Here is a 22,556-nt window from a genome sequence, read left to right as displayed (position 1 = left end):
TGATTTTTCAGGGGCAAGTTATGACACAAGCATTCGACGTTATTATTATTGGCGCTGGCGCCGCAGGTTTAATGTGCGCAGCTACCGCCGGCTATCGTGGCCGATCAGTACTGGTAATAGATAACGCCAAAAAGGCGGGCCGTAAAATACTGATAAGCGGTGGCGGCCGCTGTAACTTTACCAACCAACAAGTGGCCCCTGATAACTTTTTGTGTGGCAACCCGCACTTCGTAAAATCGGCGTTAGCGCGTTACCCCTCAAGTAACTTTATCGAGTTAGTAGAGCGTCATGGCATTGAATACCACGAGCGTGACCACGGCCAACTGTTTTGCGACGACAGCGCCAAGCAAATCGTAGATATGCTACTTACCGAATGCGAATGGGCAGGCGTTACCATTAGCCTACGTAGTGAAATTAAATACATTAAGCAGTTAGATGAGCAGCGGTTTGAAGTTCACGCTGGCGGGCAATCTTATCAGGCCAACTCGCTGGTTATCGCCACTGGCGGTTTATCTATGCCTAAATTAGGTGCCACGCCCTTTGGTTACAAACTGGCCGAGCAGTTTGGTTTAACGGTATTACCAACCCGCGCAGGCTTGGTGCCGTTTACCTGGCATAGTGAACAAAAAGAACGCTTCGAAGCCCTCTCAGGCATCGCTGTACCCACTTGCATCACTGCTGCCAACGGCAAACAATTCAGCGAAGCCTTATTGTTTACCCACCGCGGTTTATCGGGGCCAGCCATTTTACAAATATCTAACTACTGGCAACCCGGCGAAGCCATCAGCATCAACCTGTTGCCTAAACAAGACGCTAGCGCATTGTTAGAACAAGTATTGTTACAACACCCCAAACAAAGCCTTAAAAACACCTTAAGCCAATGGTTACCTAAGCGATTAGTAGAAGCCTTGTTTAACGAAGCCCAACTGGCCAAAGCACTTAATCAGCTTGGCCACGGCGAACGTGATGAGATTGCCGATAAGCTAAATAACTGGCAAATCACCATGAACGGTACCGAAGGCTACCGCACCGCTGAAGTCACACTAGGCGGCGTAGATACCAACGAACTAAGCTCTAAAACCATGGAAGCGAATAAAGTAAAAGGCTTGTATTTCATTGGTGAGGTGATGGATGTGAGCGGTTGGTTAGGCGGTTTTAATTTTCAATGGGCCTGGGCCAGCGGTGTGGCCTGTGGGCTAGATTGTTAGTTGTTTTGATGAAATTATGTTTTGATGAAATTAAAACGAAGACTGTTTGAATAGAACGAAGACAATCTTTTTAGTAAAAATAACTAACGCATTGAAATAATAGGAAATAGATTGTCTTCGTTTTGAAAATAAATGTTCTAACCGGAAGCGCTAATTTTCTCGCATCGAAAAGAACTAGCCACAACACGCGTAATCCTTTGGCTTCGTGTTGTAACTCAGCTTTGGACAAAAGCTTCTTAGAGCACTTAACCTAATGCAATCGAGTCTGATGAGAAAAAGTATCTTGAAACATTAAACGTTTGCTACAGCTAAGTGTTGAACCTCATAATCCAAGCCTTATGTTTTGACTTGAGAGCTAATTTATTAGTAAACATTGCTCTAAGAAGCCCTATCCTGCGGTGCCCCTCAATTAACTGGTTATCAGTCATATGATCATTATATTCAGCACCTTTCGGATGAATTAAGGATGAAGCCCCCTTAGCAATAATAATAGGCTGCGGAAAACTACCTTTTTCAAGCATATAGTTTGCGACAAAATCCCGCTCATGAACCTGCTTAATATAGCGTTCGCCAACATATTCGTAATGCTCCATCTCCTTAGGTATATGAGTTATCGTGCGACACTGTTCAGTTGAAAGAGACTTCCGTCGGAATGACCATTTTTCAGGTTTCATTTGTGCCCACATTTCCAAAAACGTGTCGTTATGCCTATATATCCATTGCTCTACGACATTTTTTGGTATGTTTTTTAAAGTCTTTGGCCAACGAGCGTAATAAGACTTAAAAGTCTCAAGCTTAAAATCATTGATATGCCTTACAATCGGCACGTCAATTTTTCCAAACTTATGAGTTGTTTTCCCCCGCTCGCCCTTTTGCTTTTTAGCCAACTTCCTTTTCAGCTTGCGTGCTGTTGCAATTTTTTTCTGACGTTTTTTATTCATTATTTCCTCAAGAACTCATAAAACACTTAACGCCCAATTAATGTGTGAGCAACGCTGTCACAGGGCTAAACCACTTCGCCTTAAACACAAAACTCAACCTGAAGTAAAAGCGCCAAGCGTTGCGAATCATTGTTGAATTGTTTGTTAGTATTCTGTTCCTCAAAACGGAAACTCATGTAATAAACCACGCCACCTTGTGAGTGAGTGAGTGAGTGCGAGAGCAGCCATAGAAAGGAGCGGAAGCATGAGCGCTAATATTTTATTTTACACCATGAAGAACAGATGTTAAATAAAAGACAGCTTTGCATAACCAACCTCCTTATCTTAACACTTTTCCCAAAGAGCTTAGCAAGGCGATGGAATCACTTCGTGAAACCATCACCCTGCCAAAAGGGTACTTAGGAGAATGATGGTAAAGTAAAATAATAAAGCCACTCCGGGCGCTCGCGCAGCTCACTACTCGCTAGGCATTTATGATTTTCCTTGACCATCCAGACCCATCTCTGGAAATTTTTAAGTTAACCAACGACATCAGATTATTTGGCGATTTGATTAGAAAATATATGGCGTTCAGGTGGGGTGTAGAAAGTGCAACAAGGCGAGCCATCTGGACTTAGCGCTTACGAAACTAATGGGAGCAATCCCAACACTTTCCACCTTAGTGTTGGGATTCGCAAAGCCAGTCTCAACCGAGTTTATGTCTGAAACTGTGTAGGTAAATTAAGCAAAATCAACGACTCTGCCTCCTTTGATTCAGAAATTTCACTCTGGTTCTTCGTTAGACTCAAAGCCCAAGTACTCGGTATCTTCGCTAATGCGTTTTAAAGAGCTATCGCTTGGCGTGTATATGTACCGACTAGTAACTTCCATTAATTTTGCATCGTTGGCAAAACCTCGGCTGAACTGTTTTCTACAAAAACGCGAAAATACCAAAGACTGACCAAGCTTGGACAGGTAACTATCTAAGGTGTCTTTCCTAATAAACAAAGAAGAATTTCTATCAAAGTTATGACTAAACGCAGCTAAGTCTTGGTTTTCATCGAGCCATCCACTGTCTTGATCCCAGCGAAGATTCATCTTCTCAATTAAATCAGGACAAGGCATATGAATAGAGCTTTGTTCAACATTGCTTGAGTAATCGTACTCCCACTCCCCACCTCTCAATAGTTGAATGCTAGAGAATATACGATGGTCATCTGAAATAGTCGTATCTTGTTCAACAATACATTGTTTGAAAGCTGAGCTTCTAGGGTATTCCGCCAAGTAGACACGGTAGCAGTGGTCATTACTATGATTGTGGAGTTCGAATGCTTCGGTGTTGCTAGGGTCAACAAAATAGCCGTGATAACTAGAGATACCAAGGAAGCTTTCAGCGTCGAACGAGACGTCGTCCTCATCTCGCTTAGCGTGAACCTCTGAATAAAAACTCAAGTTAACCCATGTGGTACCGCTCTCGTCATTCAAGACAAGTACGTTGCTTGCAACGAAATAGTCGTCAGTCTGCAACCAATAGTTCACATTACTTTCTGGTGGCTCAAGCTCTTGTATTATTAGGCTTCTGTGAGGGTATTTTTTCTTTGATGATAAATCTCTTATGTCTGATATATCAACCTTTCTAAGCTCTAACGACCAGAATCTATCAGAGGTTAATTGTGGTTCCCAGCGAGATTCGGTCGTTGCTACATTGGCAGCCAACAGACCTATCAATCGATGAAAAGCAACCCAATAACATTTCTTGCCGATGGTTTCTGCATAGCCGGGTTTTGCTCTTCCTCTTCCATATTTATGAAGAGTTGCCAAGTCATGCTTGAGGGCTCCATTACCATATCCGGGATAGCCGATATATTCGGTTTCTCTCATAATCCAGCAGGCAACATTCTCAAGAGTTATGTTCTGTGATTGTAGGTCAAAGGCTCTAAGTCTTGGTTCAACGACATAGCGCCAAAAGTCAGGACCTAGTTGATCCCCCCATAGGCGCATGTTTGAGGGCAAATTTTCTAGTGTAAGCAAGGTCTGCACATCGCTTAGATTAGGCCATGTAAATGGCAGAGAAGGAGTTACATATTGATTTGATATTCTGTCTTCTTCAATCCCTAGTTTCACAATCTCCTGCCTCAATAGCTGGGAGTGCTCTCGAATTAAAATGTTATTTGAACCGCTATTTGCTCCAATATATCTATTTAATGGCTGTACAAAGTCCTCAGCGGACTCAGGTGAAAACAAGCAGGACGTATACATAGCCTGAATCAGGCTTTCAAGTATGTAGTCGTCGTCACACCCAGTAAAAGTGTTTACTGCATGCAGGCATATCATAGGATATTGCTTAAAAAGCAAGCAAAGGCATCTTGTTGCTTGATCTCTGACTCGTCGATCCGTAGCTGAACAACACCAAAGTAAAGCCGAGGATGCTAATTTATAACTTTCTTCGGGCCAATTGGTTGCTTCTATTTTCTCCAAAGCTTCAATTAGAAACCAAATTGCACCTTTCTTATCATATGACGCTGATAAGGCGACAGAAAGGTAGGTATCTCTTGATGGAGAGTCTTGTCGCCATTGAAAATCTTTGAACCAACTTTCTGCGTTTAGATAATGACTTGGAACTATAGATAGCTGAAATAGGCTTTCAAAAACTGTCTGCCACAATCCGCCCGTTCTTAATGCCCCAAACATATGTTCTTCAATAGCAGGGGTAACACTTTGCTTTGAACGCCAAGTTAGTGACTTTACAAAAAGGCCATGTGCTAAATCGTTGTCTAAGCCTAAGCGGTTATCAGTGATTTCGATACCGATCTCTTCAGGGAGAATACTTGCAAGAGCTTCTAAGACGCCACTCTCCACATCGGTTAAAATCGCCAGTTTTTCTGCAAGGATTGATAGTTCACTATTGCCAGCCTCTTGATAGGATTGAACTATTGAAGATGCACGCAGCATATCTCCAAACCTCTGATAACCGAACCTAATGAGAAAATCTTCATCGTCAGTCGCTGACAAAATTAGCAGCTGCTCTTTAACTAGCTCATCAATAAACCTTTCTGGAAGTAGCTCATTTCCTAGAATAGGTTTAATTGTATTTACGGCAGTTTCCCAATTTATAGTTTGAGTTTCTGAATGAGCTAGAATACCAGCCAATTTGCTCATTACCGCTCTAACTATATTTTTAGGACTGACGTAGTCTAATCGCTCTCTCAATGAGTCATCGATTTGCTTGAGGTGTTTAGAAAAAATGGTTGAGAAGCCACTAGTCGACACATCAAGAGAACAAGATTCCTCCGACTTGTGAGTTTTGAAGACCAAATGTAGAAGTAATGGGTTTCGTAGCTCATCTGTAAAAATAGGTGTTATCTCACTTTCAACATTGTAGCGTTGAGAGAACGAAGAGAGGACATCGTGAAAATTCCTAGTGAATCCAATATGACTATATGCATAGCCAGGGAATCGTTCATCAACAACTAAATTGGCATATATATCGCGACTAGACACTACAATCTTGATGCGAGGATATTCATTTAGTTGCTGGATTATTTCTGGCAGTTTGTTTTTCCACTTTCTTGCCTTTGCTCCTTCATTTAGCGCATCGATAGCAATAACAAAACAATAGTTATTGGCTTGAGCACTTGCTTGAAGACAAGATAGTAATTTGTCTCGACCAACATCGGCCCCAAAGCCTAGTTTGCTTCTTACTACATCCCAAGGTTCCGCATTATCAAAGTCTTCCCCAAATAGCACTAGAGTATGAGCGCCTCTGTCGAGTCTTCTCTTCGCAAAACTTACGATAGAATGTGTCTTGCCAGCACCTGCTGGACCGGTTAGTAGGAAAGATCGAGCGTGGCAGGACTGAATCAGAGGGCTGTTGAGAGAATTTTCGATATCTATTATCGAAGCAAGCAATTCCCTTGAGGCATCTAGGTTCTCAGCAGGGAATACACACATATATTCAGCCTGGAATTGTCTAAATGAAGGCGTATCACTACCTTCACCGTGTTCTGCAAAAAACTTTTCCTCTTGCTGTCTTATAGCATTTTCACAGAGCGGTTTAAGTGATTTTATGATATCTAAATTTGAACGAATAATCGTTTGATCAATAGCATTGTGCTTACTAGAAGTTTTATCTAAAAGTAATTCTAGTAGCTGTACCGCTTGTACCCTCTCGCTTTCAGGCGTCTGAGAAAATACCTTTTCTGAATATTGAGCCTTTGTCCTAAAACTGATTTTTAATGGTTTCCATATATTAACGAGCCACTGTTTAAAATCATAAACCTCTCCAAATGAATCTAAAGCATCATGCGCTTCTGTAATTATATCTAAATCACTGCAATACCTTGGACCAGCGAAAGCGGCTGCTGAGTCAATACAGTTTTGTATCTTCTGAGATGTTAATGTATTTTCGTTAAACCAGTAGGCTGAAAAGCCACCGCTTTTGTCTATTTCTAATATCTGCTGCCTAGATATTTCAGCCGTAACCAGCTTTATATAAAGATTCGGTTTTTTAGTTTTGAAGTCGTCGCGCCATTCTTCAAATTTTTCAACTTCACTTTTTCCTCTTTTTCCTTCTGCGACTCTGCCTGTTAGATCAAACGGTATATAAATCCAGTATTCAGATAATGTTGGATGGTTTTTTAGTGCCGTGTTCAATGATTTCTTGATCTGGCCAAACTCACTATTTCCAAGCTTAAAAAAATATTTTGCTTGAATTCCTAGAATATCGCCTGTAGGGGTTTTGTAATAAGCTTCTACCCCCCCGTCACCACCATCACCGCGCAAACTAAAGAACGAAGAGTCTTGTGCTGGTTTACAATGTGCTTTAAAAAGTTGAATCGCGAGCGATTCAAAGCTGTCATTTTTACTCTTAGGTGTAGATCGAATTTGATTGAAATCTATCGTAGCCAAAATAGTTACCTTTTTACTTATATTTTGTTTGTACCTAAGCCAGCTTGTTTCAATCGGCCTGTAAGGTTTCTCATTTTACTAAATTCGGTGCCATAGCTTGGCTTGAGGCCAACCTCTTCGCAAAACTCTTTCGCTGTGATGTCTTGAAGATTATCAGCATACTTAATCATTTGGAGATGTAACTCAGCCATGTATTGATTGCGGGGAGCGCTTTCCAATATCTGGCGTATCGCCAGAAAAATCTGCTCTTTCATTGCTGTTTCTCATCTTTTATTAGAATGCATAGCTAATTTAGCAAAATTAGCTAACTAGACAATCGATAGAGATCACCCTGCGCGACTTCCACACATTTCTCATCAATCACTACTTCATGGTTATTGGCCTGATATTTCCCCTACGGGATTCGAGAAGCAGTTGCTTGGCTTCCTCTAGCTTTCCCCAGTCCATCAAATCAAAGGGGCTCTCATTTATCAGCCGGGTCAGAGACGTTGAACTCAGATTAGAAAAAGTATCTCTCGCTACTAGCATTCTTAGCTTAAAAAGGGGCAAAAAAGAGTTTGGAATAGCTATATCAACAGTTCTTTGAGGTAGCTATTCCGATTGTGAGAGTGGCTGGGCGCTTCGGTGATCTGCCTCATATCATCTGCACACCCAACGATATGAATTTCACTTTCTGCCCTGGTTATCGCGGTATAGAACCAGGCCCTATCAACTATTCTTCCTTTTTGTAGGGCAATGATGATGCGCGGGAACTGTGATCCCTGGGCTTTGTGCAGGGTTATCGCGTAACCCAGTTCCATACAATCCAGCACAGATTGCGTAACTTCGACTTTTTCGCCCGTATCCAGCGTCACTACTCCAAAGCTGTCATCTTTTGGAGTGACACTTGTCAGCGTGCCCAATGAACCGTTCTGAATGCCCTTATCGTAATGATTCTGCGTGAATAAAATCGCATCACCCATCCGAAGCAACAAAAAGAACTTATCACCGTTCATCTCGAACTCAAGTCTGTCGCTGTTTGGGTTAACAGCTTGTTGGGTGAGTTTGTTAATCTCCGACACGAGCACTTTCGTTGGTGCCATGACTCGGCTGTTGTCAGGTGATTGCTGGTAGAGGTCACAGCAGACTTTCGCAATGTCCGCTTTCTTTGCTTCGTGGAAGTAGATCGCGCCTTTACTTAAACGCTCAGGCATCAAGCCTTGATTAATCTGCTTGGAGTATTCGGGAATGCCCGTTGAACCTTCCTGCCTCTTGACGATATCGAGCATGGTGTTAGCGACTGTTTTTGCTTCAACAATGTCTGCCAGCACCTTGCCGCACCCGATGGGCGGGAGTTGATCGGGGTCACCCGTCAAAATCAATCGTACCGACGGATGAATGTGGTTCACCAGTCGATACATGGTAGGCAAATCAATCATACTCGCTTCATCAATCACCAGCAGGTGATTGGGTTGCCCTGCGCTGGGTTCGATTGGTTCCTCACGCAGTAACTTGGCAATGGTCGAGGTGATAAAACCGATTGATTCATGCAGTCTCATGGCGGCTCTGCCACTCAGGGCAACTGCGTGGATCTCAAAGCCCATTTGATGGTAAGCCCGAAGTGCGGTTTTCAGCACCGTTGTCTTGCCTGTCCCTGCGCCTCCGGTAATGCAGCTTAGGGCGTTGTTCAGACTGGTCGTCACCGCTTCTGTTTGCTTCGCGGTTAAGTCATAGGGAAGCTCCGCAACCGCAGAGCAATATGCATTATTTGCATACTGGTCATAAAGATTGTTCTGGCTCGCCAAGCCATTGAGTCGTTTGGCTACGACACTTTCCATTAGCAGTTGCGCGGTTGGGTGATAGGTTCCCGTATCAGGGTTCAGTATGTACTGGACCTTGTCATGACCGGTCTTGAATGCCTGTGCAACCAGCGTTTTGTCTTTCAGTAGTTTGTTGATACAGGGCCGCACCCTGGTGTGTGTGGTGTAGGTGTGGCCTTTTTCAATCTCTTTTCGAATCGCCGCCTCAAGTGCTGCGCTTAATCTGCGTGGATCACGATCTGTGATTTCAAGTTTGAAACCGCAATTTGCGACCAGAATATCAACTTGCTCAAATGACATGCCGAACCCAAGCAAGACATACGGATTCTGTTCAATAGCCTCAATGGATTCTTCACCGTGATGTTTGAGTAAGCGCTGCTGCACGCTGGTAGGGATTTGGTGCTCGCTCATCCAGTTACAGTAAGCCAGGTTTTTGTACTTGGCGTACCCCCTGAAAAGAGCATCTACTGAATCGTCACTCAGGATCGTTCTCAGGAGCTTTCTGGATTCAGGCGTGTCATTACCTCAGTGTGGCATGAAAGTCTTTCCCTAGGAGCTGCCAGAGCGCTCTGGCCTTACTTTCACCAACCCCCTTGAACTCTGACTCTCTGGCGATGAAGCGTATCAGTTGTTCGCCCGTTTCAGGTAAAGCACACTCAACATGCTCCGGTGATTCATAGGTGTGCTGCTGCATCACATAGTCACCCGTTTCCATATCTTTTATGGAGCGAGTGCCTTTGACTGTCCAGTGTTGGCCGAGCGACCGAGCACGTCTCTGAACAAAATGCGTTAGCGTCTTTGCCCTCTTTTTTGCTAGGTTCGATCAAACTATAATGCATTTGATAAGTCTTTATAGTATTCCGATAAGTAGCAAAGGTTCTGAGAAGAGCTATTCTTTATTAGGATTCTTGCTTACAAAGCGGCGCAATTAAAGGAGTGCTAGAAGTGGACACTAAACAATACACGCGATATGGCTGGATGTTGCTTTGCCTACCTCTACTTGTAATTGGATGTAGTTCACCCAGTGAACAAACCAAGTTAACCGATGAAGAGGTCATAGACTCGCCACCTGAGGCCGACGAGGTCAATACGTTAGATATTGGTGTGGCACCGCTCAGTGATATGAAGCCTATGAAGTACTCCATATTCACGCTTGAAAACATCGCTTTCTATAGAAAAAGCCTTCACTATGAGAACCCTGCTCAATTCACTATACATAACGATGGAAGTTGGGATTTCTATGCATCGCGCATTGCGAATTTTCGTCGTACCGGGTTGGGTGGCCAAACTTGGCACCTAACACTAAGAGCTAAGTACTATGGGGAGATTGGTTGTACGGGGCCGATAGTGCACGCACGCAATTACCACTTATTCTCGATAAAGTATCACGGTGATGAGAGAAACATCGCTAGAAGCGGACGGGATGAGAAGTTTGCAGAGCAGTCATCGCAAATACGATGCGTTAGTTACTCTCAATCGTGGCACTAAAGTACCGGTCAAATATTGACAACTAAACAGCACTGCATCAGATGACGCGCATGTTGATGTAAGGTTGTTTTGGCCCTCATAGCGAAATTTACCATTTCCACCCTCCCCCTTGCATGTGGTTAGTGGAGGATAACGCTACTAATGTGGGAAGCCAAGAATGTTTGACCGCAAATGTGAAGAATTGACACGATAACTGGCGAGTTGAGAGACAATGTTTGATCATTTTCGCACTTCATTTCGGCTCTACGAGTCCACCGAGTGACAATAAAGATTGATATATCTGAGCTAACCCTAACGTGTGCTTTATAGCGCACTGTTGTCTGCGAGTAGCTGCGTGATTTTTAGTAAAGCATGTTCAAATACAGAATGACAATCACTACATATTGGGCTTTCTAGGTCTTGCCAATAAAAAGAGAAATCTAGCCCACCATCATCCATCGTATGATTAATCCAAAAGTCCTGTAAGCCGCTTACTTCACAAAGAACGAAGTGCCATATTTGACCTTCATACCCAGTATTCCATTCGCCGAGGTATTCCACTCGAGTAATGTTTTCGATCCCTGCTTCTTCAAAAAGATCCCGCTTTGCACCGAATTCTATGGAGTCGTCACTACTCTCTAGACTGCCCTTAACGATTTAAATCCCAGCCAACGGGTGTTGGAATACAAGTATTTCAGTTCGACCATTTCGTCGTGTAACTACTGGGCAAACTCTGATCATATTTAAACCATCATTGGTAGGGATTGAATAGTTTTAACGATTAGTTTAATTAGGTCAAATTTGCATACAATAATGCGAGTCGCTATACAGTCTAAACAAACTTTGGGGCAATTTCGAGTTACGGATGGAAGCCACAAAATGTTGAGAACCTCGTATGTGGCTAGGATTCTTAGGCCTCACCAGTGGTGAAAAAAGCACATAACTGGTTCTCGGGCCTTACCATCGGCTTGGTTCTAATTGGTTGACCGCTACAATTTGCTTGGATGAAGAAACTAAAATGTTTTTTATCCAACTATGACGACCATTTCTTTGACCCGCATTTAGAGCATTTATATTTTTGATTGAAAATAACCTCCATTATCTCTTCCTTGAATGCCAAGATTGCAATGCCGCCACTCATCATTGCTACACAAATTAATAAGGCACAGCCAGTACCCGCAAATATATACTTAAGCCAAGCATAAAAGCCCATACCAGCCATGGAAGCACCAAATAACTTCAAAAAGAAATCTTTGTTGACAGTTTCGGTTTGCTCGCAGTTCATACATTGTATTTTCATGATTTTCAGCCTTTCGTTAAAGTTGCTTAAACTATAAGCCTTGAAAAACGTGTAATAAATGACATTTTTACGTACCATATTTAACGTATTCGCTCGAAAGATGGAAATGTTCATGCCCAGAACACCAAAGAATCAAACACTTGCTCTTGACCTATTTGAACTCCTTGCAACTGCAAACCTCAAGTTTTGCGTTCTAGACAACTCAATGATTAAGGCTCTTCGTCAATTAGCCATGGATATGGATACAAGCTTAAAAAAGTGTATTGATGAGCATCCAAGCACCAAAACGCTACAAACAGCACTTGGGCGTAATTTATATAAGTACCGAACGCTTAGTCTCATTATTTCCACCATTAATGCCTTCGCATACCGCGAAAAAATGAAGGGTGAGTCAATAGCGAGCCCATACCTTAAATCTGAAAGCTTTACACTGGAGGTGATAGAACTAGAGATAGAAAGAGTACAAGCGGCATACCCTAAGATTGTAAATGATGATGTTGATCTAGCTGTCGAAATGTTTATGGAGCACTACAACCTATTGGGAATGTTTTCATCGATTACTCAACAATGCTCCCAGAGTCAGTCTTTACGGTGGGATATGGGGTATTTCTATTTGTATTTTTTATTTTCGATCACACCAGCCGGAGCGGTGATAAGCCAATTCATGAGAAGAATGGAGGGGATTAACTTTTGTACACGATCAGCTAACTACCAACTCCCTACGTATGACGCACAAGACAATGAATCGTCCCACTTAATCGGATTATTCTTAGAGGGCTATATGGCATATAGGTATAGTGGCTTCTATGTTGCGAAAGCAGTGGATATTGTGAATCAAATTTCAGCCAACAAATCAATCAACCTATGCAATAAGTTCGAGCATGATGACTTAGAGCAGAGAGAGTTTGCGGTAGCAGTGAGATTGATGTATGAAAGCGATCAAGTATTACCGCATTTTGTGGTTAATGAAATCACCGATAAAGAGCTAGAGATCGCTTATACGAAAATGTTTATGGTCATTAGAGATTCATATGCCATCACAAGTGACGATTTCTTTGATGAGCTTAAACCTAGTGGGAGAAAATGGGTCAGTACCATTGGTGCTCTTATTCTCCATAATTTAAGAGTTCAACAGAACTTTGATGTTGAGGAAAAGCAATCTATAGAGGATATCAAAGAAAAAGCGGTAAATATATTAGCTAGGTACGGATGGATATTAACACCAGACACTATTTATAGGGCATATCTAAAAATGAAAATAAGATGACCGTATTGCTGGGGAACAATATAGTTTAGAGGCTTTTTTCTTAGCTCTGATACGTCAATGTGGCTCATAAATGGGCAAAGTGAGTCAGCTACAATTTGTAGACTCATAGTTGAACAAAGGGAAGTTAGAGAAAATGCTCAAATCTAATTTAACCGCAAATTGGAAAGTGACAAAATGATCCTGACAAATCCAATGTATAAAGTATCTGCATGGTCTTCGAACTCAACATAAAAAGCAGTAGAGATGATCAAATCTCTACTGCTCCATAGTTTCTTACCTTATAAGAGCAAATCACTGCGCCTTAACGTCAGACATTTTTTCGAAACTGAGGCATGTAATCCAAGTTAGCGTCAATGGTTTCATTTAAGGCTGTTTCTAGGACGGTACCAGTAGTGACAAGCGGGTTTAAAACTAGCGCTCGGTGCGCTGTGTTTCGATCTCCAGTAATGGCCGCTTCCACCGTCAGTGATTCAAATTCTTTCAATACCTGAATTAGACGCAAAGTATCGTTCGGGAATGGTGCAACGTTTAATGGAAGTGGGCCTGATTTAGTGATCACGCTGCTCACTTCTACTGTACAGTCATTGGGGAGCCCTTCAATGGCGCCATTGTTTCTTGTGTTTACATGCATAATAGTACGCTTGTCATTGAAGATAGAGCTCATTAGTTCACAAGCTGCTTCTGAATAATATTGCCCGCCACGCTTTTCTAACTCTTTAGGTTTTTCATTTTGTTCTGGATTTCGATAGATATCAAATAATCTATTTTCCATCGCTTTAACCACTTCACCACGTGTACCTTGCCCACTCGCTTCTTCCAGTTCTTGACCCAAGATGTCTTCACTGGTGTAGTAGTAACGTAAATAGGCACAAGGAATCATGCCCATATTACGCAGCAGTTCCGCAGGCCATTTAAATTTAGGGATATTCTGTGGCACAAGTGGATCATTGCCTGAAAGCATTTCTTCAACCACATCTTGCAGTTTATCGCGCCCCTCATGAAGTACTTTACGTGCCCAGATGAAGTGGTTTAGCCCAGCGACTTGCAATACGAAATCTTGTTCATTTGCGCCAAGCATTTTTGCTATGCCTTTTTGCATAATTACAGGGACATTGCACAAACCTACAGCTTTCACTTTGGTATGTTTCAAGATAGCTTCTGTCACCATACCCGATGGATTGGTAAAGTTAAGTAACCAAGCTTCAGGACACAATTCTTCCATCTCTTTTGCTATTTCTAAGGCGATAGGAATCGTGCGACATGCGTTTGCAAAACCGCCTAATCCATTGGTTTCTTGACCAATCATTCCATACTTAAGAGAAATACGTTCATCACGAATTCGACCTTCTAAACAACCCGCGCGAAATTGTGAACAAACAAAATCTGCCCCTTCAAGTGCAGGTTTTCGATCTAAGGTCACATGAACGGCAATATGTGACATATTATTCTTGGCCAGCATACGGCGTGTTAAATCACCGATGATGCTAACTTTTTCTGCACCATCTTCAATATCAACCAACCACAACTCACCAATGGGAAGTTCATCGTTACGCTTTATTAGGCCTTCAATAAGCTCTGGAGTGTAACTTGAGCCTGCACCAATAACGGTGATTTTTATATTCTTGTTCATCGTAATGCCTCGCATGGATAAGATAGGCTAATTTAAAAGCATACCCACCTGGTTTACAAACCAGAATTTAGCTGGTATGAATTAGCCAAGCTAATCCATATAGTTGTATGCACCATGAACCAAAAACAGCAAATGCTATCCAACATGTACACTTTTGCCATCGCGGGTAAATCTCTTAGCTTTACCAAAGCCGGTGAAGAGCTGTTTATTACACAAGGCGCTGTTAGCCAAAGAATTAAATCTTTAGAGAAGCAACTGGGTTTTAGTTTGTTTGTAAGGTTAACAAGGAGACTTGAACTGACCAACGAAGGAAAACGCTTACTTCATGCTTTAAATCAGTCTTTCGAGGTCATATTCTCCGAGCTAGATGATATTAAATTTAACGAGTTACGAGGCGAACTCTACATTGGCGCGGCACCCACGTTTGCTCAAAGGTGGATTCTAGAGAGGCTTCCAGATTTTCAACAACGCTACCCAAATCTGAAAATAAAGTTGAGAGTAAAAGCGAGCCGCTTAGACTTTCAACATGAACCTGTCGATATCGCCATATATTACAGCAACAACGAGCATCCAGGGTTCTATCATAAACGCTTGTTTGACGAGATATTAGTCCCCGTATGTAGCCCTCAGTATTTCGATGAATATTTTGACAATGCTGATCCAGTTGCAACGCAACTCTCAAACGTCTCATTTATCCATTGTACAGAATCATTAGAGGGCACTGAGCCAGACATAGAATGGTCAGTGTGGCGCGATCATCAACAAGACGAAGAACTACAATCCCTAGATATAATGAAAAAAACGTTTCAAATTAATCATTCTGATATGGCTATGATCGCCGCTCGAAATGGATTAGGTATAGGCATTGCTCGGAAATCACTTGTGCAAGAATATTTAGAAAATGGTCAGTTAGTTATGCCACTCTCCGAAGCGCCATCCGGTCTGGGATACGACTTAATATGTATGCAAGGACAACAAACCAGACCCAAAATAGCGGCATTTATAAACTGGATGTCATCACAGTTAACAATGTTAGACGCCTAGAGAGTTCGTTCACTACCATTTCTTAACTCACTTTATTTGGCAAACGTTTAGTAAGACTGCGTAAGCGAGTAATATATGCATGAGCTATTGCTCTTAGGTGCAATGGGCATAAAGGTGTTTAAATATCGCCTTTACTTAAACAAGAAAACGCTTGAAACCTAAAATGCAGGTGGCTGGTCGATTTGTTTCGCACTTTCTTTAATCCCCACCAGATGCGCCCCCACCGTCAGAGCTTCCTCCACCGAAGCCATCAGAGGCGTTCCCATCTTTAAGTAGACCCCAAATACCTAGAATAATAAACCCAGCAAATCCCAGTAAAACCCAGAACAATCCAGCGTTTTTCTTACGGTCAACAGAAAGGGCTATAAGTGTGGATAATAAAGCTCCGACACCGCCCAAGATATACCACTTATACCATTCAAAAAAAGAAACAGGCTCAGTGACGGCGGCTACGATTGCGTCAGTACCACTAACAATACCTTGCGAATAGGCATCAATTTTGAAGCTTGGGTATATGGTTTCATCAATGATGACCTTCATTATGTGGTTGAAGCGGCTTGGGTAGCCCGCACCAAGCTCTATACGTATCTTTCTCCCGCGTTCAGACACAAGCAACATGACACCGTCGTTTTCTGGAAGATTGCCGACTCCCCATTTATTAAAGAGGCTGGTGGCAAATGATTCCCATGTGGAGAATTGGTCACGGTATAGTTCAAAGTCATTTATGGTTACCACCGTTATCTCTATACCTGTGTAATACTCGACACTCTTTAACTTTTCAGTGAGTTCTACTTCATCACTGGAGCGGATTAAGCCCGCAAAATCATTAACGTATTCGGCTCTCGGTTTGGGTAGAGCTGCAAAACAAATATTTGATATCAATACCAATAGTAGTACGAAATGTTTCAACACTTTCTCCTTGATGTTTAACCCCTGCTGGCTTGCTTAGGTCCCAAACTTTTCAGATACCCAGAGCAATAGGCCGATTAACCCAAGGCCACCAATAATGATGTTGTTGCACATTAAATCAGGGCGCCCCTCACCCATTTGATGCGCGGGATAGGAAATTGGCCAAATTTTTGTACTGGCAGCTGCAAGTAATATATTGGGGGTTACATTAATTCTATCTACTTGGGCATAGGGTGGCTTGAAAAATAGCGCCCCGAAGTTCCAGCCTTCCTCTCGATGATGGAAGTACCAACGATATTCACTCATCTCCACACCAAATTTTTCCGCAAAGAGTTCGATGGTTTCTGACAAATCGTCTCCCTCTATACTAAGATCTTTAACTAGGTCTGAATCGGGGTGCAAACTAGACCTTTTAATAGCCTCTTCTTCAACGAGAAACGTGTATATCTCTTCGATATCCATTTGCATCTAACCTTCAGTAAGAAGCACGCGCTTCCTATCCCATTCAATGAGCATGCTTTCTAACTCAGGTAAGTGTCGCCTAATGCAAAGCCGCCAGGCTGTTCTTACTCTATCTTTAACTCATAGGCTACTTTGAAGATTTATTTTAATTTTATCAATAGTCCGTATTCACGTTTTGTGACCGCTTTGACAACCCCAGCATGATAAATGCAGGGGTTGTATGTCATTCACAGTGCTTTACTCGCCAATAAGTAGACAAGATAAAGCCGTATTTCAAATTTTTGGCTGTAGCTCACTATGCGGCATGTGCAGGTTTGCTTTTGCTTCCCTTGCCCTCTTCCATTATCGCCGAGTCGCGGAAGTAATAAGGGTTGTTTTAAACAAAGCATCGCTTTGTAAGCTTGAACACAGGATAACGATAATGCAGGGCGGCCTTTCTTTTTACTTGGCTACGCTTTGGTCGTTAAAGCTTAATGACGTCGTGAGAGACAGCAGCCAAAGGAGAACTACCTTTAACGGCCCTTCAACGATAACCGCTAACAAGGGCAAAGTATTGAACACGCTTACTGCTGCTGCGATACCAACACATAGGCTAGTTTTTCAACTTTAGACTGATACATGGCCTTATCCGCTTTATCTATCACTTGCGACAGTTCTTTACCATCATGCGGTAAGGTGCCAATACCAATACTTGCTCCAACGCTTAGGTCTTGGCCAAGTTTGTCATTGTGAATAGGTGCTGAAATCAAGCTATGTAGCTTGCTGCCAATGCCCTTTGCTTCGCCTAGATAGTCTTGATGGTCATTAATGTTAAACAGCACTAAAAACTCATCGCCACCAATTCGAAAACAAATATCACTGCTGCGTAACTGTTTGCTTAAACGGCTAGCCACTTCTACCAACAAGGCATCTCCAACATCATGCCCAAAGGTATCGTTGATCGCTTTAAAGCCATTTAAGTCTAAATATGCCACCCCTAAACAGCCAGAATCTTGAATCGCAAGGTACTGTTTGTCGATGACGTTTTCTAAGTGTCGTTTGTTAAACAAGCCCGTTAGCGGATCTGTGCTCGCTTCGCTTTTAAGCTCATCTATTAGCTCTTGCACGGTGGAGTAATCTTGTATGGTGGCAATGCCACACGCCTCACCGTTAAAAGCAATATTGGCAATAGATATTCTGGCGTTAAAGCCTTCGCCACTGGCATTTAGGCACGGCATAATGCTGCGCGACATCATCGGCTTGGCTTGCGATTGATTAACGATATAGTGGCTCACTTTAGAGCGATGCCCTTTCACAACGTTAGGCTTAATTAAGTCTTCTAAAGTGAGCTCTAATAATACTTCTTGTTGGTAACCAAATAACTTAGCGCAAGATTTGTTAGCGAACACAATGTTGGATTGCTCATTCACAATAACAATGGCGTCGGCCAGAAAATCCAAAAACCTTGCTATTTCATTCGATTGTTCGGTCACTACTCATCCTTAATGTCGACTCACTCACTGATTACAATAGTATATTTAATCAGCTACTAATGCCTTATTATTAAACAAACCATGGTGCCTAAAACGGCATTATGAGGCTAAAAAATCTAATCATACCTACCCCATTTATTTAGGTTTTTCTTGGTTAACCAGCATGTTCATGAATTTTTCAAAGCGCTTTTGTCTAGTTTCTGGTTTCTTGGCACTGAGTAAACCATAGGCGATAACATAGCGACTCGATTTATTGAGCGTTTCAAAAAAACGTTTCGCATTCGGCGTACACTCAAGCGCAGTGATGAAATCAGCCGGCACGTCCATTTCACTAACTACATAAGCGCTTTCCCAACGGCCATCGGCTTTAGCCGCACGAACGTGCACCAGCCCAGGCTCCATCATTCGGTCCGCTGCGATCAAGCGTTCTACATGCTCGGTGTTCCTTTTAGACCAGTTGCTACGCACTTTTCTAGGCGTAATACGCTGAAGATAGGCTTGATCATCAATCGACTTTTTAACGCCGTCGATCCACCCCCAGCACAGCGCCTCAATGACCACATCATCCCAAGTTACACTCTGCATACCGCTATTCTTTTTGTATATCTTCACCCACAGTTCATTTTCACAAGCGTAATTCACCTTAAGCCACTGACCGAGATCTTGTGATGTTGCAAAGGTGATGATTTTCGATGGGTCGGGCACAGGCATAAAATGAGATCCTTTAAATATATAGCGTCAATAATGCGCAACAAATACCGCAAGATCCAGCCTAGCAGGCTGGGCTATAGCGCTATGGCTTATTGATATTATTTTTTAATAAGCTTATAGGTAAAGCCAGCCATTGTGGCGTCCATTTCCTTGCTATCGAAGCGAGTAACCGTGATTTTTGCATAGCCTAGATCTATCACTGCTGGAGATACTGTAAAGGCATCAGGTGACATTCTTCTCCCAGCAATGTTTTGATAGAAATTTTGCCCCTCAAATTGCCACATATCACCATCGGGTTCTGGAGAACCATGAAACTCAGTAATGACCCAATCGCCCTGTAACGCTGACTGACTTAAGTCAGCAGCATATGCAGTGGTAGCAAAGACCATGACGATCAGAGTTAACAATACTTTTCTCATTTTACAAACTTCCTTGTTTAATAACTAAAAGATAGCGCCGCCGTAGGCAGCCATGTTGAATCGGCCTGTTTGTGATAGCAAAATGAAGCCAAACCACAAAGCTGACAACAACTAGAATATCAATTTTCACTATTTTTATCAGCTACCTAGAACACAAAATGACAAAAAAGTCATTAATGGACATAGTGAAATAAAGGGAAAGGAGGAGCAGTCATTCGCTGGTATACAATTGCTAAGCGTGAAGGGACAACTCAATCAAAGGCCTGCCGCATAGGCTTAATGGTTTGCTGAAACAGCAGACATAAAAAAAGCGCCCTTAGGCGCTTTTTCGTTACTGTATAGCGTAAATAAGGCTGGCTTATTTTTTGCCCAGTACAGCGAATTTCTTGTTGAAACGATCAACACGACCACCAGTATCAACGTTACGTTGCTTACCAGTGTAGAACGGGTGACATTTGTCACATACGTCTAGGAACATAGTACCAGTGCGAGTAGATTTAGTTTCGATTACGTTACCGCAAGAACAAGTAGCAGTAAGTACTTCGTAAGTTGGATGGATATCAGTTTTCATGGATTACCTCAATACTTGGGCCGTATCGCCATCTGGTCGTCACAATTGACACCAAACACCATACGAAAGCAACTCTATCAGAGCCTATAAATTTTAGGTGGCGGATCATATAAGAAGCCACCTAGCTTAGCAAGTACCCTGAGGCAATAAGCGAATAAAAAAACAACAAGGGCTTAATTTGCCCCACAGCGCACTCTACCAGTAGAATGAGTTAGGTTTTTCCTTGAGTTTACTAATTAGTGTCTATCGTTCGTGTTGCTTTAGCTATACCCCTGCGTCGCCTATTTGATTACAGCGTGCCTGACAACAGCCCTATGCCGGTAATTGGCAGCCGGGTTAAGGTACCGTTTGGCAAAGGTGAAAAAGTAGGTTTAGTGGTTGAGCACCCCGATGAAAGCGACATAGCTTTAGATAAGCTTAAGCCTTTCAGCGAAACCTTAGATAACCAAGCCTTATTACCAGAGAGCTTGTTTAAGCTACTTAATTGGGCCAGTTCTTACTATCACCACAGCTTAGGCGATGTATTAAACCAAGCGCTTCCTAGCTTATTACGCAAAGGTGACCCCGCTAAGCCTAAAACCGTGGTGGCGTGGCAACTTAGCGAGCAAGGCCAACAAGCTGAGCTAACCCGTTTTAGTCGCGCCCCCAAACAAGGGGTGATTATTGGCGCGTTGCAGCAACAGGCTAATTATCAGCTTAGTGATGAACAGTGTAAAAAAAGTGACTTTTCTCGCCCTGCCTTAAAAGCCTTACAAGAAAAAGGCTTTATTACGAAGCTTGAAGTAGCCCCCAAGGTTGAAGATTGGACTCAACAAGACACAAAAAAAACCCAGCCGCTAAACCTCAACGCAGAGCAAGCTATTGCCGTCGCCGCCATTAACCAAAGCTTGTCGAGCTTTCAGGCTTTTCTTATTGAAGGCATTACAGGCTCGGGTAAAACCGAAGTCTACCTCAACGTAATAGCCGAAGTGCTGGCAAAAGGGCAGCAGGCCTTAGTACTGGTACCTGAAATAGGCTTAACCCCACAAACGCTAGCCCGATTTGCCGAGCGTTTCAATGTACCGGTGTATGCCATTCACTCAGGCTTAAATGATAGCGAGCGCCTCAATGCATGGATAAAAGCCAAGCAAGGCGAGGCGGGCATTATTATTGGTACACGCTCGGCGGTATTTACGCCAATGGCAAGGCCTGGGGTGATTATTATCGACGAAGAACACGACAGCTCATTTAAGCAACAAGACAGCTTTCGTTATCATGCTCGCGACTTGGCCATTGTGCGGGCTCGCTTAGAAAAAATCCCTATAGTGTTGGGCTCGGCGACCCCTTCTTTAGAGAGTTTACATAATGCGCTATCGGGGCGTTACTCTCACCTTGAGCTAAAACAGCGGGCTGGCAGTGCCTCTTTAGCCGAGCAACAACTGCTCGACATTCGCCAGCAACCTTTGTCTTCGGGCTTATCTCCGGCCTTAATTAAAGCCATGCGCATAGAGCTAAAAGCTGGCCGCCAAGTGATGCTGTTTCTTAACCGCCGTGGTTACGCGCCAGCACTGTTATGTCACGAATGTGGCCATGTGTGTGAATGTGAACGCTGCGAGGCCTATTTTACCTATCACCAACAACCAAGGCACCTTGCTTGCCACCACTGCGGTAGCCAACGAGCGGTGCCCCATCAGTGTACTCAGTGTGGTTCTACCAACTTGGTCACTACCGGTTTAGGCACCGAGCAGCTACAAGAAGCCCTGTTAGACATTTTTCCTGAATACAAGGTGGCCCGCATTGATCGTGACAGCACTCGCCGTAAGGGCAGCTTAGAGCAGCTACTCAATGACATTCACGCTAATCAATATCAGATCTTAATTGGTACGCAAATGCTAGCCAAAGGCCACCACTTCCCCAATGTTACCTTGGTGGCATTATTGGATATTGACCATGCCCTGTTCTGTTCTGATTTTCGTGCGCCCGAGCGTTTAGCTCAGCTTTACGTGCAAGTGGCCGGGCGTGCTGGCCGCGCCAACCTGCTAGGCAAGGTATTGTTACAATCGCACCACCCAGAACACGAGCTGCTGCAAGATTTAATCAACAATGGCTACCAACATTTTGCTCGCTTTGCGTTAACTGAACGCAAAGACACCGAGTTACCGCCCTTTAGTTTTCAGGCGCTGTTTCGCTTTGAAGCCATCGACGGCAATGCAGTCACCGAGCTTAGCCAGCAGCTTTATCAAATAGCCCAGCCGCTACAACAAGGCAACACTTGGGTATTTCCACCGATGCCTGCCCCGCAGGCGCGCCGTGCCGGAAAATATAGAATGCAGCTGCTGATTCAAGCTGAGCATCGCCCTAACTTGCATCAACTGGTTCATCAATTACTGCCGCAATTAGAAAGCCTAAAACTGAGCAGAAAAGTGCGCTGGTCTTTAGATATAGACCCTTACGACATGCAATAAGCCGTGTAGTTTTAAATCGGCAATC

18 protein-coding genes are annotated in these 22,556 nt (G+C 43.1%); 5 read left to right on the top strand and 13 right to left on the bottom strand.

Annotated features, from left to right (window positions below; all coding sequences use genetic code 11):
• Positions 1–20: 20 nt before the first annotated feature.
• The gene (locus tag M0C34_RS01030; RefSeq protein ID WP_248713817.1) at positions 21–1,208 is read left to right on the top strand and encodes a BaiN/RdsA family NAD(P)/FAD-dependent oxidoreductase; all 1,188 of its coding nucleotides are present in this window, start codon (positions 21–23) and stop codon (positions 1,206–1,208) included.
• Positions 1,209–1,516: 308 nt separating this feature from the next.
• Here the strand turns inward: M0C34_RS01030 and M0C34_RS21335 are convergent, their stop codons facing one another.
• The 4 genes from M0C34_RS21335 to M0C34_RS01010 all read right to left on the bottom strand — a co-directional run bounded on the left by M0C34_RS21335 (position 1,517) and on the right by M0C34_RS01010 (position 9,246).
• A complete protein-coding gene (locus tag M0C34_RS21335; RefSeq protein ID WP_248713816.1) occupies positions 1,517–2,149 on the bottom strand; it encodes a hypothetical protein in 633 nt (210 codons plus the stop codon).
• A gap of 762 nt (positions 2,150–2,911) precedes the next feature.
• Positions 2,912–7,036: an NACHT domain-containing protein gene (locus tag M0C34_RS01020; RefSeq protein WP_248713815.1), complete on the bottom strand. Its 4,125-nt coding sequence runs from the start codon at positions 7,034–7,036 to the stop codon at positions 2,912–2,914.
• Between the two features lie 17 nt (positions 7,037–7,053).
• Positions 7,054–7,290 carry an HTH-like domain-containing protein gene (locus M0C34_RS01015; RefSeq protein WP_248713814.1) on the bottom strand — a complete coding sequence of 79 codons (237 nt, stop codon included), beginning with the start codon at positions 7,288–7,290 and terminating at the stop codon, positions 7,054–7,056.
• A gap of 312 nt (positions 7,291–7,602) precedes the next feature.
• Entirely contained in the window at positions 7,603–9,246 is a 1,644-nt protein-coding gene (locus M0C34_RS01010) for an AAA family ATPase (RefSeq protein ID WP_248713813.1), read from the bottom strand.
• A 534-nt stretch (positions 9,247–9,780) separates the two neighbouring features.
• Between M0C34_RS01010 and M0C34_RS01005 the strand changes: the two genes are divergently transcribed.
• A complete protein-coding gene (locus M0C34_RS01005) occupies positions 9,781–10,323 on the top strand; it encodes a hypothetical protein (protein WP_248713812.1) in 543 nt (180 codons plus the stop codon).
• A 303-nt stretch (positions 10,324–10,626) separates the two neighbouring features.
• On the opposite strand, the gene M0C34_RS01000 is transcribed toward M0C34_RS01005, so the two are convergent.
• Together M0C34_RS01000 and M0C34_RS00995 are read right to left on the bottom strand one after the other, a co-directional pair.
• A complete protein-coding gene (locus tag M0C34_RS01000; RefSeq protein ID WP_248713811.1) occupies positions 10,627–10,863 on the bottom strand; it encodes an NUDIX hydrolase in 237 nt (78 codons plus the stop codon).
• 472 nt (positions 10,864–11,335) lie between these two features.
• Positions 11,336–11,716 carry a hypothetical protein gene (locus M0C34_RS00995; protein WP_248713810.1) on the bottom strand — a complete coding sequence of 127 codons (381 nt, stop codon included), beginning with the start codon at positions 11,714–11,716 and terminating at the stop codon, positions 11,336–11,338.
• On the opposite strand from M0C34_RS00995, the gene M0C34_RS00990 reads away from it, so the two are divergent.
• Positions 11,715–12,869 carry a hypothetical protein gene (locus M0C34_RS00990; RefSeq protein ID WP_248713809.1) on the top strand — a complete coding sequence of 385 codons (1,155 nt, stop codon included), beginning with the start codon at positions 11,715–11,717 and terminating at the stop codon, positions 12,867–12,869. The genes M0C34_RS00995 and M0C34_RS00990 overlap by 2 nt on opposite strands.
• A gap of 307 nt (positions 12,870–13,176) precedes the next feature.
• On the opposite strand, the gene M0C34_RS00985 is transcribed toward M0C34_RS00990, so the two are convergent.
• Positions 13,177–14,499, bottom strand: coding sequence for a 6-phospho-beta-glucosidase (locus M0C34_RS00985; protein WP_248713808.1), 1,323 nt, complete (start codon positions 14,497–14,499; stop codon positions 13,177–13,179).
• Positions 14,500–14,613: 114 nt separating this feature from the next.
• On the opposite strand from M0C34_RS00985, the gene M0C34_RS00980 reads away from it, so the two are divergent.
• On the top strand, positions 14,614–15,543 hold the full coding sequence (locus M0C34_RS00980) for a LysR substrate-binding domain-containing protein (RefSeq protein WP_248713807.1): 930 nt from the start codon (positions 14,614–14,616) through the stop codon (positions 15,541–15,543).
• Between the two features lie 198 nt (positions 15,544–15,741).
• On the opposite strand, the gene M0C34_RS00975 is transcribed toward M0C34_RS00980, so the two are convergent.
• The 6 genes from M0C34_RS00975 to rpmE form a co-directional block, all read right to left on the bottom strand.
• The gene (locus M0C34_RS00975; RefSeq protein ID WP_248713806.1) at positions 15,742–16,452 is read right to left on the bottom strand and encodes a TPM domain-containing protein; all 711 of its coding nucleotides are present in this window, start codon (positions 16,450–16,452) and stop codon (positions 15,742–15,744) included.
• 36 nt (positions 16,453–16,488) lie between these two features.
• The gene (locus M0C34_RS00970) at positions 16,489–16,914 is read right to left on the bottom strand and encodes a DUF1493 family protein (RefSeq protein ID WP_248713805.1); all 426 of its coding nucleotides are present in this window, start codon (positions 16,912–16,914) and stop codon (positions 16,489–16,491) included.
• Between the two features lie 563 nt (positions 16,915–17,477).
• Positions 17,478–18,386 (bottom strand): sensor domain-containing diguanylate cyclase, encoded by a 909-nt coding sequence (locus M0C34_RS00965; RefSeq protein WP_248713804.1) that lies wholly within the window; start codon positions 18,384–18,386, stop codon positions 17,478–17,480.
• A 135-nt stretch (positions 18,387–18,521) separates the two neighbouring features.
• A complete protein-coding gene (locus M0C34_RS00960) occupies positions 18,522–19,097 on the bottom strand; it encodes a YdeI/OmpD-associated family protein (RefSeq protein WP_248713803.1) in 576 nt (191 codons plus the stop codon).
• Between the two features lie 98 nt (positions 19,098–19,195).
• Positions 19,196–19,516 carry a hypothetical protein gene (locus M0C34_RS00955; RefSeq protein ID WP_248713802.1) on the bottom strand — a complete coding sequence of 107 codons (321 nt, stop codon included), beginning with the start codon at positions 19,514–19,516 and terminating at the stop codon, positions 19,196–19,198.
• 358 nt (positions 19,517–19,874) lie between these two features.
• Entirely contained in the window at positions 19,875–20,087 is a 213-nt protein-coding gene (gene rpmE, locus M0C34_RS00950) for a 50S ribosomal protein L31 (protein ID WP_248713801.1), read from the bottom strand.
• A 239-nt stretch (positions 20,088–20,326) separates the two neighbouring features.
• On the opposite strand from rpmE, the gene priA reads away from it, so the two are divergent.
• Positions 20,327–22,531, top strand: a complete 2,205-nt coding sequence (gene priA, locus M0C34_RS00945) for a primosomal protein N' (RefSeq protein ID WP_248713800.1) — start codon at positions 20,327–20,329, stop codon at positions 22,529–22,531.
• Positions 22,532–22,556 lie beyond the last annotated feature (25 nt).

Origin of the sequence: Agarivorans sp. TSD2052 (genome assembly GCF_023238625.1) — a bacterium.
In the GTDB taxonomy this organism is placed as follows: domain Bacteria; phylum Pseudomonadota; class Gammaproteobacteria; order Enterobacterales; family Celerinatantimonadaceae; genus Agarivorans.
The sequence above is the reverse complement of the archived record's forward strand: the minus strand, read 5'-3'. Positions and strand labels throughout refer to the sequence as shown.